The 13,494-nt window shown below is 48.1% G+C and carries 11 protein-coding genes; 9 read left to right on the top strand and 2 right to left on the bottom strand.

Annotated elements, in window-relative coordinates; all coding sequences use genetic code 11:
* Window positions 1-28: 28 nt before the first annotated feature.
* Together EIZ48_RS21215 and EIZ48_RS21220 are read right to left on the bottom strand one after the other, a co-directional pair.
* Complete coding sequence (locus EIZ48_RS21215) at window positions 29-1,504, bottom strand: oligopeptide:H+ symporter (protein ID WP_160655983.1); 1,476 nt, start codon at window positions 1,502-1,504, stop codon at window positions 29-31.
* A gap of 28 nt (window positions 1,505-1,532) precedes the next feature.
* Window positions 1,533-2,930: an aminopeptidase gene (locus EIZ48_RS21220; protein WP_160655985.1), complete on the bottom strand. Its 1,398-nt coding sequence runs from the start codon at window positions 2,928-2,930 to the stop codon at window positions 1,533-1,535.
* 965 nt (window positions 2,931-3,895) lie between these two features.
* Between EIZ48_RS21220 and trxB the strand changes: the two genes are divergently transcribed.
* The 9 genes from trxB (at window position 3,896) to grdB (ending at window position 13,324) form a co-directional block, all read left to right on the top strand.
* On the top strand, window positions 3,896-5,107 hold the full coding sequence (gene trxB, locus EIZ48_RS21225) for a thioredoxin-disulfide reductase (protein WP_075766112.1): 1,212 nt from the start codon (window positions 3,896-3,898) through the stop codon (window positions 5,105-5,107).
* A gap of 10 nt (window positions 5,108-5,117) precedes the next feature.
* On the top strand, window positions 5,118-5,444 hold the full coding sequence (gene trxA / locus EIZ48_RS21230) for a thioredoxin TrxA (protein ID WP_075766110.1): 327 nt from the start codon (window positions 5,118-5,120) through the stop codon (window positions 5,442-5,444).
* A 156-nt stretch (window positions 5,445-5,600) separates the two neighbouring features.
* On the top strand, window positions 5,601-6,068 hold the full coding sequence (gene grdA / locus EIZ48_RS21235; RefSeq protein ID WP_160655988.1) for a glycine/sarcosine/betaine reductase complex selenoprotein A: 468 nt from the start codon (window positions 5,601-5,603) through the stop codon (window positions 6,066-6,068).
* A 14-nt stretch (window positions 6,069-6,082) separates the two neighbouring features.
* Complete coding sequence (grdA, locus tag EIZ48_RS21240; protein WP_089153690.1) at window positions 6,083-6,547, top strand: glycine/sarcosine/betaine reductase complex selenoprotein A; 465 nt, start codon at window positions 6,083-6,085, stop codon at window positions 6,545-6,547.
* A gap of 72 nt (window positions 6,548-6,619) precedes the next feature.
* On the top strand, window positions 6,620-8,152 hold the full coding sequence (gene grdC / locus EIZ48_RS21245; protein WP_160655994.1) for a glycine/sarcosine/betaine reductase complex component C subunit beta: 1,533 nt from the start codon (window positions 6,620-6,622) through the stop codon (window positions 8,150-8,152).
* Window positions 8,153-8,164: 12 nt separating this feature from the next.
* Window positions 8,165-9,328, top strand: a complete 1,164-nt coding sequence (gene grdD / locus EIZ48_RS21250) for a glycine/sarcosine/betaine reductase complex component C subunit alpha (protein ID WP_160655996.1) — start codon at window positions 8,165-8,167, stop codon at window positions 9,326-9,328.
* Window positions 9,329-9,504: 176 nt separating this feature from the next.
* Entirely contained in the window at window positions 9,505-10,551 is a 1,047-nt protein-coding gene (selD, locus tag EIZ48_RS21255; protein ID WP_160655999.1) for a selenide, water dikinase SelD, read from the top strand.
* A 167-nt stretch (window positions 10,552-10,718) separates the two neighbouring features.
* Entirely contained in the window at window positions 10,719-12,011 is a 1,293-nt protein-coding gene (locus EIZ48_RS21260) for a glycine/sarcosine/betaine reductase component B subunit (protein WP_160656002.1), read from the top strand.
* A gap of 14 nt (window positions 12,012-12,025) precedes the next feature.
* Window positions 12,026-13,324, top strand: a complete 1,299-nt coding sequence (gene grdB, locus EIZ48_RS21265) for a glycine reductase complex selenoprotein B (RefSeq protein ID WP_083651928.1) — start codon at window positions 12,026-12,028, stop codon at window positions 13,322-13,324.
* Window positions 13,325-13,494 lie beyond the last annotated feature (170 nt).

A 13,494-nucleotide genomic window follows, 5' to 3' on the forward strand; every position in this document is an offset into this window, starting at 1 on the left:
AATTATAAGTAAAGGTTATGCGTGTAATTTACGCTGTTTGTAGCTCTTCTTTGGCTTCCTGCTCTGGATCGGCCTCAATCAGCTTGTTCAGGCGAGGAGCCAGGATAACGCAGACCACACCGACAATAGCGGATGCAACGGCTAGGGCGTAGAAGTAGTTACCGTAAGATACCAAGCTTTCTACTGGTGTCATCTCAGCTTCGCCGGATGAAGACAGGCCTGCCACCCAAGCACCTGCTACGGATGCCAATGCCAGTGTCATGTTCCATGCGCCGTAGATAAAGCCACGGATACGGCTTGGGAACAGTTTGGCGATAGCCGATAGGCCCAGCGCCGAAATCAACAGCTCACCGATGGCAAACAGGAAGTGAGGAGCGGCAATCCAGAATGGATTGAGCATACCTTTCTCGTCGCCAAAGTACTGAGAGAAACCTGCACAGGCAAACGCCGCCGCACAAATCAACATACCCAGTGCGAATTTACCCGGCATCGACAAGTCTTTGCCTTTTTCGCCCAGTGTCGTATAGATGTGAGCAAGAATCGGACTCAGGAAGATAACCCACATCGGGTTCAGGGACTGATAGGATACCGGGTTGACAGCGATACCGAATACTTCAGGGACAATATTGTTGATTGCAAAGAAGTTAAGCGATGTTGGCATTTGGTTGTAGAGAATAAAGAAGGCCAGTGCCTGTCCCATCAATACCAAGCCCACAACCATACGCTTGCGGCTGGTTGGTTTTTCTTTCTTCATTTCTTTGGTTATGAGGAAAAGAATAACCAGAGCAGCGATGGCCAGAACAAACTGCGCCAGTGGCAGGTTGGTTAGCAGGTAGCTGGCAGCGGCAACCGCGAGCAATGCACCTGACAGGAACAGGCTGTTGGTCTTGAACGGAACCACGCGCTTGTCGGCTTCGGTTGCCTGCTTGATTTTCTTGTTCAGTAGCAGGTAAGTCACCACGTTCACAGTCATACCCACGGCCGACAGAATGAAAGCGGATGTCCAGCCAATGCTGTAGGCCATGATTGGTGCACCCAGTTGCGCAAGGAAGGCACCTATATTGTTGACCATGTAGAACAAGGTATAGGCCCCATCAAGACGTGGGTCGTTCTTGTCATAAGAAGCGGCAATGATAGTAGGAGGCGCAACACTACCAATACCACGACCGACAGCGACCGTACCTAAACCGATAAATACGAAGTGTGGTTGTGCTGTTATCGCCGAATAGGCAATGATGAAATAACCAAGCCCCTGGAAGAAGAAGCCCCAGACCAGTGTTCGCTTGGCGCCAAGGATCTTATCGGCAAGCCAGCCACCGACGAACAGCATAGCTGCGCCCAGAGCGGCAAAGGCACCGAAGGTGGCAAACGAGGTTTTCTGATCGATACCCAGCTCGTCGCCCAAGAAGACTGGCAGGATAGCCCATAGGCTATAGAAAGACAGCGCCCACCAGAACTGGCATGAACATAGGATATAAAAGGTCAACGGATGACGTTTTTTCATTGTTTATTCTCCATCACAGCAGAGGACGCTACAGAGCTTCGGTATAGAATGTCTTGTAGGCACGGTACAATTCGTAAATATCGAACTTGGAGGCCAGTTCGAATGGCGAGTGCATAGAAAGTAAGGCAGCTCCGGCATCAATGGTATTAATGCCATAGTGCGCAAGGTATTTAGCAACAGTACCGCCGCCGCCTTCGTCCACCTTGCCAAGCAGGCCGGTTTGCCAGGTGATTTCGTGGTCGTCGAAAATACGGCGAAGAGCCGCGACATACTCGGCATCGGCATCATTCGATCCTGCCTTGCCGCCATGGCCGGTATATTTGGTCAGTACAAGCCCGTAGCCCAACTTGGAGGCGTTTTGTGCATCATGCACAGATTCAAATAACGGGTTAAGCCCGGCATTAACATCTGAGGACAGGGCATAAGATTTCCACAGACAGCGACGAAGCATCTGGTCGTTATACTGTGCGCCTGCCTGACGGATCAATAACTCGCCAGTGAAGAATTCAAGGTAGCGGGACTCGAGGCCTGTTGCACCAGACGAGCCAATTTCCTCTTTATCTACCAGGAAGCAGACTGCTGTTTGTTCCGGTGTCGGAATTTCCAGGATGGCTTCGAGTGACGTATAGGCGCAGATACGGTCGTCCTGGCCATAGGCACCAACGATACCCTGATCAATACCAACATCACGTGCATCACCGGCAGGGACTAGCATTAGCTCGGCCGAGATGAAGTCAGGCTCTGTGATTTCATACTTCTCATGCAGTTTGATAAGAATGTGCTGTTTGACCTTGTCTTTGATCTTTTCGTCATCGAAGGACATAGGTACAGAGCCGACGATGATTTGCAGTTCCTCACCTTTCAGGACTTCTGCAGCATTTCGTTCGCGCTGAACTTTTTTGTCCAGGTGCGGTAGCAAGTCCGGGATGGTGAAAACAGGGTCTTGAGGATCTTCACCGATAACAATATCTACGGTACGGCCCGACTTGGTCACCACAACACCGTGCAAGGCTAACGGGCGGGAAGCCCACTGATACTTCTTGATGCCGCCGTAATAATGAGTACGCATTAGCGCCAGCTCATTCTTCTCGTACATCGGGTTAGGCTTAAGATCCAGGCGAGGGGAATCGATATGGGAAACGACAAATCGAATGCCTTCACAAATAGGACGTTTGCCGACAACAGTTAACACAACGTTCTTATTGCGGTTGATGAAATATACTTTATCCCCAGCGACTAATTGTTCAAATTCTTCAATAGGGCGGAAGCCATGCTGCTTGGCTTCTGCAATCGCTGCTTTCACGCATTGGCGTTCTGTTTTTCCTGCATTGAGAAAATGTTTGTAGTCTTCACAGAAATGATTGATCTCATCGATTCGGTTATTTTCAAGATTGAGCCAACCATTAGTGTATTGCAGTGTATCCATTGCGTAACTCCAAATGTCTATATGAACTTCGGAGCGGAGATTATCATTCTATCAAACAGGGGTTTTGTGAGCATTATCCTCTTATCAATCAAAATTGACGTGGAAGATTCTGCTGGCATTGATCGGGTGTGTAGTTGTTGCTTTGCATTATTGCTGTTTTTGATGATAGGTGCTTTAAATTTAAATGAAATGATTGTTTAACTAAGTTATTTGCTTGCAGGCAGTGAATTTACTGAATTTAAAACTTACTATTTATAGTCGGAATAAATAAAAATAAAACATATTTCATTAGGTAATCATAATAATTTGAGGTGGAAAATTAATCTTTCGTGCTACTGCTTTTTGATGTGCAACTGGTTCACTATATTTTTTTAACCTAAGCATTAGTTATTCTAATGGTAAATGTTATTTGTCAGCTTTGTTAAAATTTATAAAATATTGGTAATTAAAGTGTCAGATCGTAGAAATTTGAGGGAATTTGACACTATAGAGGTATGGTATTTCTTATAGTGTAACAAAATTTCTCATTTTAATTACTTTTTGTGCTTAAAGTAACCCTAGTTATTCAAAGTGCTTATGGTTGAATATGATCTATGTATCATTAGCAGTTCTATTTCAGTGTTTTATCCTGTAATTGGGCATTGCTCACAAAAAAATAAACATTACTAATTATAATCGCCTACAAGTTGTTAAGGATGAGAGCCAATCATCTATATATAGGTAAAACTAATAAAATTAATTACTTGCTTATATAGAGAATACAATACCTTTTACTATCTGATTTTAAATGATGAGAGTGGCGATTAGTTATCTCGCATTGTTCGTATAAACCGTAGGGCTTATAAAGCTTGCGTCGAAAACTGATTTATTTTGAAGTGCCATAGATATTCGTAACACTTATTAAAAGTGAATAAGTGCTAGGTGTAGATGGCATGTGGTAGTGAAAATAAAAATCGGTGATAAATATGTCAGAACTATACGATGTCATCATTATTGGTGGCGGCTCGGGCGGTATGTCAGCAGGTGTTTATGCAGCCCGCGGCAAAATGAAAACGCTAATTCTTGAAGATAAGCGTAATACCGGTGGCCAGGCAGCAACAACAAGCGAAATGGAAAACTATCCGGGAATTCTTGAAGCAACCGGCCCGCAGCTCATGGATATGTTCCGTGACCACTGCAATAAGTTTGGTGTCGAGTTTGCCCGTGGTTTGGTTACGGATATCAGTATTGCAGAAGATGGTTTCATCAAAACACTGAAAACCAATAAAGGCGAAGAGTTCCAGACCAAGAGCATCATTATTGCAACCGGAGCAACGCCTCGCATCCTGGGTATCAAGGGTGAAGCAGAATTCCGTGGCAAAGGTGTTTCTTACTGTGCAACCTGCGATGCAGATTTCTATGAAGAGCTGGATGTTGTGGTTGTTGGTTCAGGTAATACGGCAGTTGAAGAGTCCGTCTTCCTGACCAAGTTCGTGAATAAAGTGACCATGATTGTCTTGCACGATCAGGGCATTCTGGATGCGGACCGTACGGCACAGGAACAGGCTTTCGCCAACGACAAAATCGAGTTTGTATGGAACTCAGTGGTGGAAGAAATCTGTGGTGACGAGCTGGTTGATGGCGTGAAGCTGAAGAACCTGAAAACAGGTGAGATCACTGAAATGTCGACCGACGGTGTGTTCATGTTCGTTGGTACCGTGCCGAAGACTGAATTCGTCAAGGAGCTGATTGAGCTGACACCGCAGGGCTACGTGATCACCAACGAGAAGCAGGAAACGAGCGTTCCGGGCATTTTCGCAGCTGGCGACGTAACCGATAAGTTCTTACGCCAGGTAGTAACAGCGGCAGGGGATGGCGCAGTTGCAGCAGTAGCAGCCGACCGCTATATCGAAGAAGAAGAGAGTTGGCGTAAGTCTGTTGCCGAGTTTGACGGCACAGCAATGGTGGCATTCTGGAACCCGCTGAGCAAAGAAAGCCTGGATGTTATCAACGAACTTGAAGTGCACTGTAAAGATCAGCCGGATCAGCGTGTCGTGACTATCGATACCTACAAGAGCCAGAACATTGCCAACCGCTTCAATGTGAAAGAAGTGCCCGTAGTAATCAGATTTGACGCTGGGCAGGAAGCCAAGCGAGTAGATGTGAAGGATATCGCTGAGTTAGAAACTCTGTATTAAGGGAAACGCAATGATCGAATTGAACAAAGAAAATTTCGATACTGAAGTTAACGTCGACGGTGTTGTCTTGGTTGATTTCTGGAGCGAAAACTGCGGCCGATGCATTGAGCTAATGCCTGATGTCATCAAACTGGCTGAGCAATACGGCGAAGAGATCAAATTCTGCAAGCTGAACATCCAGGGTAACCGTCGTTTGGCAATGGCGCAGAAAGTGATGGGTCTACCTTCAATTGTGTTCTACAAGAACGGCGAAAAAGTGAAGCACCTGTCAGGTGAAGAGCTTGAAATTGAAGAAATTGCACAAGAAGTCGAAAGCTTCATCGCTGAAAAAGCGTAAGGCTGACTGAAAAGAATTTGTATTGAATAGGTTATCTAACCTGTTGAACAAATAGAAAAACAACGTTTCACACTGAAACTGCGTTTTTAGAAAACATGTTGTACCGGGTGACTGGCAACAACATAACCTTAGTAATCTGTACCCTTGGAGTGAACAATGCTCAAAGATAAGAAAGTTATTATCTTGGGAGACAGAGACGGTGTACCAGGACAGGCTATCGAAGCTTGTATCAAAACTGCTGGCGCACATGTTCTTTTCTCTACAACTGAGTGTTTCGTCTGAACCAGCGCAGGTGCTATGGATCTGGAAAACCAAAAGAGGATTAAAGGTTTTGCTGACGAGTTCGGCCCAGAGAATCTGGTTATCGTACTTGGCGGTGCCGAAGCAGAAGCTTCGGGCCTAGCATGTGAAACCGTGACAAACGGCGATCCTACTTTTGCCGGACCATTAGCCGGAGTCCAGTTAGGACTCTCTTGTTATCATGTGGTTGAGCCGGAAATTAAAGACAATGTGGATTCTGACGTCTATGACGAGCAGATAAGCATGATGGAAATGGTACTTGATGTCGATGCCATCGTGGCAGAGGTCAAAGAGTATCGTGAGCAATTCGGAAAGTATGTTTAATCGGGAGAAAGATTGTGTTCGCTAATAAAACAGTGATCATTCTTGGAGACCGCGATGGCGTACCTGGTCAGGCAATCGAAGCTTGCATGAAGACCACAGGTGCTCACGTTGCTTTCTCTACTACAGAATGTTTCGTTTGAACAAGCGCAGGCGCAATGGATCTTGAGAACCAAAAGCGGATTAAAACCCTTGCCGAGGAAAAAGGCGCAGAGAATCTCGTTGTGATTCTTGGCGGCGCAGAAGCAGAAGCTTCTGGCCTGGCATGTGAAACCGTCACCACCGGCGATCCGACTTTTGCAGGACCATTGGCGGGAGTCCAGTTAGGACTTTCTTGTTATCACGTGGTTGAAGACGAAATTAAAGAAGCCGTCGATCCGGCAGTCTATGACGAGCAGGTCGGAATGATGGAAATGGTACTTGATGTCGATGCGATTAAAGCGGAAATGCAACAATACCGCAGCGAAACTGCATTAGCATAAGTATATCTCAATGCTGGTTCGGGTCAGGTCTCTGGCTCGAACCTACTATCCGGCTCGGATGCAGGAGTAACAATGGGATACGCAGTAATTAAAGGTGTGAGCTATGTGCTCGCCCATACCCCAGATGTATTGATTCAACATGGTTCGGTACAGGTGCAGTCTCGGGCTAAAGACCCGGCAGACAGCTATTTACAGCAGCTAAAAGACCACCTTCGCCCATACGAAGACGTGGTTTCTTACCCGGCCAACCAGTGTTATATCGGTAACCTTACCCCACAACAGTTGGCAGATATTCCCCAGCCATGGTTTGAGAACAAAGAACACACTTCTCACGAAGGCAAGTTCGGCGAAATTTATAGCCAGGAAAGTTTCTATGCCATGTTGAACCACGTAGACGTGTTCAACCTGGTTCATTTTACTCAAGAGTTTATTGACACCTATCAGCCAAAGGTAGGCCAGCATGCCCTTTATGGCGATGTTGACCTGTTTGCCGGCCATCAGCTTATCACCAAAGATGAGATCCTGGCGCTGGTTGAAAATCATCAGGCGGAAGTGCTGATGATGAACGGTGAGCTGGTCGGCTGTGTGAAAGCCGCCCACGATGAAGACGAAAACCTGTCTGCCCATATTATGCTTGAAAACTTGTGTACCAAGGCATCAGGCGTGATGGCTGCAATGCACCTGAAACAGCAGGGCATTGAGCTAGACAAGGTTGATTACCTTATCGAATGTTCGGAAGAAGCCTGTGGTGACATCAACCAGCGTGGCGGCGGTAACTTCGCCAAGGCAATTGGTGAGGTCATCGGCTGTAATAGCGCAACGGGTTCGGATGTACGTGGTTTCTGTGCGGCACCTGCTCACGCGATGACACTGGCTGCCGCTCTGGTTAAATCCGGCGTATTCAAGAACGTGATGGTGGTTGCTGGTGGTGCCGTTGCCAAACTAGGCATGAACGGCCGCGACCATGTTAAAAATGACATGCCGGTACTGGAAGACTGTCTGGCTGGCTTTGCTTGTATGGTGACAGAAAACGACGGTATCAGCCCTGAAATCAATACTGATATCGTTGGTCGCCATCAGATCGGTACCGGCTCCTCCCCACAGGCTGTAATGACAGCTTTGATTGCCAATCCGCTGAAAAATGCCGGTATGGCGATGACAGACATTGATAAATACTCTGTCGAAATGCAAAACCCAGAAATTACCAAGCCAGCAGGCGCCGGTAATGTTCCGGAGTCAAACTATAAGATGATTGCGGCGCTAGCGGTCAAAGAAGGCCAGCTAGAACGTACTCAGCTCCCTCAGTTTGTTGCTGAGCATGGTATGACAGGCTTTGCACCGACTCAGGGCCACATCCCGTCAGGCGTTCCATTCCTGGGCTTCGGTCGCGAAATGATTGTCAGCGGTGAAATCAACAACTTCATGATGGTCGGCAAGGGCAGCTTGTTCCTGGGCCGTATGACCAACCTGTTTGATGGTCTGAGCTTTGTGGTTCAGAAAAACAGCGGCAAGCAGGAAGAAGTGTTTGATGAGGCTCAGGTCAAGCAGGTTGTTGCCCAGGCAATGCGTGATGTGGCTGAGAACTTGTTAAATCGCGAACAGTAATCGGAGGTTGCTATGAGTAACATCAATCAACAACTGTCCGATACCTTCAACGCCATGGCTGATGGTCTGCTTAGCGGCCAGTTTGGCAAGAAGACCCGCATCGCCCTGACATTAGTTGGCAGCGAGCATGGTCCTCAGGAGTTACTTCGCGGCGCTCAGTTGGTCGCTCGCCAGTATAGCGATATCGAACCGGTACTGATTGGCTGTGACGATCCTGAGTGCGGATTCGAATGCTATCCGGCAGCTGATCTTCACGAGTGCCACAAGGTGATGGAAGGGCTGTTCGCTGACAAAAAGATCGATGGTTGTGTGACCTTGCATTACGCATTCCCGCTGGGTGTGAGCACCATGGGCAAAGTGGTAACCCCGGGAACAGGTCGTGAAATGATCATCGCCTCGACAACGGGTACCACTGATACCAACCGCCAGGCAGCGCTGCTGAAAAATACGATTTACGGTATTGCACTGGCCAAGGCGAGCGGTATCAAAAAGCCAACAGTCGGTGTGTTGAATATCGACGGTGCGGCACTGTGCGAGCGTAGCTTACGTGAACTTGCCGAAGGCGGCTATGACATCCACTTTGCGGAGTCTGGTCGTGCTGATGGCGGTATCGCAATGCGAGGCAATGACCTGCTACAAGGCACACCGGATGTCATGGTGACAGATAGCCTGACCGGTAACCTACTTATGAAGATGTTCTCTTCGTTCACCACTGGCGGCAGCTATGAAGCATCAGGCTTTGGCTACGGTCCGGGGTTGGGTGAGGGCGCTTCCGACAAGCTGATAAATATCATTTCAAGAGCCTCAGGCGCCCCTGTTGTTGCCGGCGCAATGAGACTGTGTGCAGATGCTGCAAAAGGGAGTGTTATGAAGCGAGTCGATGAAGAGTGGGAAGCGGCGTCGTTGGCCGGGTTGAACAGCGTGCTGGCCAAGTATCGCCAGCCCAAGCAACCGGTAGAGGCCAAGACGGAAGTGATTGCGCCACCGGAGAAGGTTACTGACGCAGAAATTGGCGGTATTGATATCCTTGAGATTGAAGATGCCTGCCAGGCGCTGTGGAAGGCTAACATTTTTGCCCGCACAGGCATGGGCTGTACCGGCCCGATAGTGTTAGTGGCGAGAGACGATTTGGAGCAGGCACGGGCACAGTTAACCGAAACTAAGTTTATCGGTTGATGGTGACAGTCGCCAAAACCTCCAGCCAATCTACTTCGATGGCAAGAGAAGTCACACACTAGGAAATTCGCGAGCGCGAAATCGGCAGCAATGAGAGTAGCGCCATGCCATCCTGAATAAGAACACTTGATTTTTGTTTAGGGTGGTATCCACCGTCCGTTACTAAGGATATAGAGATGACAGAAACAGTAGTGCGTCTTACGCAGATGACCAAAAAAGCTGGGTGAGCGGCGAAAATTGGCCCTAAGGCCATGGCGCAGGTTCTGCAGTCCATTTCACCCCTATTTCCCGAACAAGCGTATCCCGATCTGATGGTTGGGTTGACGGTAAGTGATGATGCTGCCGTCTACAAAATCACTGATGATGTTGCCGTCATCCAGACATTGGACTTCTTTACTCCAATCGTCGATGACCCGTATGACTTTGGCGCCATAGCTGCTGCAAATGCACTCAGCGATGTTTACGCCATGGGCGGCCAGGTAACATTGGCAATGAACATATTTTGTGTTCCGAGTGATCTTCCCCAGGAGATCGTTGGCCAAATCCTCAAAGGCGGTGCGGAGAAAGTCCGTGAGGCCGGTGCGGTATTGGTCGGTGGTCATACCGTCGAAGACGATGAACCGAAATTCGGTTTGTCGGTAATGGGTACGATCCATCCCTCTAAAGTGCAAACCAAAGCTGCTGTCGACAGCGGCGATATTCTGGTACTCACCAAGCCGATTGGTACAGGCTTAATTTCAACCGCAGCAAAACGGGGTAAGGCGAGTCAGCAGGCTATTACAGCCTCAACCGACAGCATGAAAAAGCTTAACCGTAAAGCTGCTGAAATTTTCGCCCGCTATCCGGTGAAAGCCTGTACCGATGTTACTGGTTACTCGCTTCTTGGCCATGCCTTGGAAATGGCCGAAAAGAGCGATGTATGTATGCACTTTAACGCAACCCAGGTGCCGTTTCTGATCGAAGCCGAAGACTACGCAGCCCAGGGGCTATTCCCCGGTGGTGCCAAGCGTAATCTGGATGCTTACCGAGACGAGATTGAGTTCGCACCGGATCTTGATGAAAGCTGGCAGCGCAAGCTGTGTTGTCCGGAAACCTCCGGCGGCTTGCTGGCAGCGGTACCCAAAGATTGTCTGGACGCTTTATTAACTGAATTTAGCAATAGTGAAGAACCATGTTGGGTTGTCGGGTACGCCGAGGAAGGAGCCGGCATAAAAGTCAGCTAGTTAACGCCAACCTCATTGTTATTTGGCTCAATAACTGCATCGAAAGTGCTCATTTATGTTCATAAACTCCGCGCTTTCTCTTTGCTCTAGAGCCTAATACCTTCGAGGTAAACGTTAGACTTTTTAAAGGATTACCCATCCCAATTGACGCTTGTTTGGAGATATAAATGAAACTCGAACTAGGCAATATTCATGTTCGTGATTTGGCTTTCGGGCCAGTGAGCGAAGTAAAAGAAAATACTGTGGTGATTGAACAGCAAGCACTTTTGAACCACCTGTGCGAACTGGATCACCGTATCCGCTCGATTGAACTATCAATCGCAAAACCAGGCGATAGCATCCGTATCATGCCGGTCAAAGATGCTATTGAACCTCGAGTGAAAGTCAGTGGTGGTGGCGACATCTTCCCTGGCCGTCACTTAGGTGAAGAAGCTATGGTGGGTGAAGGTCGTACGCATGTGCTGAAAGGCATGGCGGTGATCACTACCGGTGAGGTTGTTGGTTTCCAGGAAGGCATCCTGGATATGAGCGGCCCAGGTGCGGAATACACACCATTCTCTTCAACCATGAACCTGGTTATTCAGTGTGAAGTGGATGACTCATGTAACCAGTACGACCACGAAGGTGTCCTTCGCTTGGTAGGCCTGGAAGCAGGTCGCTGGATTGGTCAACTGGCTGCTGATGTTGAGCCGGATGAGATCCACACTTATGAAACGAAACCGCTGCTAGAGCAGGCGGCTGAGTATCCTAACCTGCCAAAAGTCGGTTATGTTTACATGCTGCAAAGCCAGGGCCTATTACACGATAGCTACTATTACGGCGTTGATGTTAAAGGCATGCTTCCTACACTGATGTACCCAACAGAAGTGATGGATGGCGCAATTATCAGTGGTAACTGTGTATCTGCCTGTGACAAGAACACCAGCTATGTTCACCAGAACAGCCCGGTAATCTACGACCTTTATCGTCACCATGGTACGAAGTACAACTTCATGGGCGTAATCGTGACCAACGAAAACGTTACTCTGCGTGACAAAGAACGCTCATCTAACTTCGTAACTAAGCTTGCCAAGCAAATGGGTTGGGATGCAGCCATCGTGAGTGAAGAAGGCTTTGGTAACCCTGATGCCGACCTGATGATGAACTGTGCCAAGCTAGAAGCTGCCGGTATCCAGACTGTCTTGCTGACAGATGAATATGCCGGTCAAAACGGTGAAAGCCAGTCACTGGCGGATTCTCACGAAAGTGCGAACGCTGTTGTGACTAACGGTAATGCCAACCAGCTAGTGACACTACCTGCAATGGACAAAGTAATCGGTCACGACCGTTATGCAGATATGGTTGCTGGTGGCTTCCAGGGTAGCTTGCATGAAGATGGCTCTATCACGGTTGAAATTCAAGCGATTCTTAGCGCAACCAGTGAACTTGGTTACCATCACCTCACCACTAAAGCAAGCTAAGCGAGGATACTCACATGACATTGAAAGTAGTTTATTACTTGAACCAGTTCTTCGCCCAGAAAGGTGGTGAAGAGATGGCCCACACTCCAATGGAGGTGGTTGAAGGTACAGTTGGTGTTGGTTCTCAAGTGAACACAATGCTACAGGACAAGGCAGAAATCACACATACCATTATCTGTGGTGACTCCTATTTCAACGAAAACGAAAGCCAGTGCTGCCACGGACTGCAAGAAATCCTAACTCAGCTGAAACCGGATCTCATCATTGCGGGTCCTGCTTTCAACGCCGGTCGTTACGGTATGGCTTGTGGTACGGTTGCCAAAGTTGCTCACGAAATGGGCATCACCACAATTTCGGGTATGTATCCTGAAAACCCTGGTTATGAACTGTTCCGTCAGTATGCGTACATGGTTGAAACAGGTAACAGTGCAGCAAGCATGCGCAAAGCCGTTCCTGCAATGGTTAAGTTGATTAACCGTTATGTAGAAACTGATGGCGAAGTAGGTTCTCCAGAAGAAGCGGGTTACATGCCTCGTGGCATCCGCGTGAATTTCTTTGCAGAAAAACGTGGTTCTGAGCGTGCCGTTGACTTACTGATTTCCAAGATTGGTGGTCAGGAGTTCACAACTGAATACCCAATGCCAGTGTTTGACCGCGTTGAGCCTCAGCCTCCGGTTGAAATGATGAGCACAGCTAAGATTGCGCTTGTTACTTCAGGTGGTGTGGTACCTAAGGGCAACCCAGACCATATCGAATCTTCAAGTGCATCTAAGTATGGCGAATACAGTATTCGTGGTTTGGAAACCTTGACGGAAGAGACTCATGAAACAGCGCACGGCGGATATGACCCAGTTGCTTGCAACCAGGACCCTAACCGAGTTCTTCCAGTCGACGTGTTGCGAGACATGGAACGAGAAGGTGTTATCGGAAGCCTGCATGACATGTTCTACACCACGGTCGGTAACGGTACGGCGGTCGCGAAGGCGAAAGAATACGGCGCAGAGATTGCGATGAAGCTACAGAAGGCAGGGGTGACAGCTGCTATATTCACCTCCACTTGAGGCACTTGTACTCGTTGCGGTGCAACGATGCTCAAAGAAATCGAAAGAGTAATGCCTGTAGTTCACGTTCTAACTGTCGTGCCTATTTCTAAAACGGTTGGTGCAAACCGTATCGTTCCTGCGATTGCGATCCCTCACCCACTGGGTGATCCAACAATGCAGCCGAAAGAAGAGAAATACGCGCGTCGTCAACTAGTCGAAAAAGCACTAAGTGCACTTCAGACTAAGATTGATGAGCAAACCGTGTTCTAAGTATTAGAAAACGATAGAACAAGAAGCACTCAAGCCAGCCGGTTTACCGGCTGGCTTTTTTAGTTTTTACGTCCCTACGAAAACTCTTGGTTATTTGTTAACTGTGAGAGTCATTTGCACCGAGTTCTCAACCCCCTCCAACTCCCCCTTCTGGTAACAGTTGTTGCCAA

The sequence above is a fragment of the Photobacterium alginatilyticum genome (assembly GCF_009910675.1).
Taxonomy (GTDB): domain Bacteria; phylum Pseudomonadota; class Gammaproteobacteria; order Enterobacterales; family Vibrionaceae; genus Photobacterium; species Photobacterium alginatilyticum.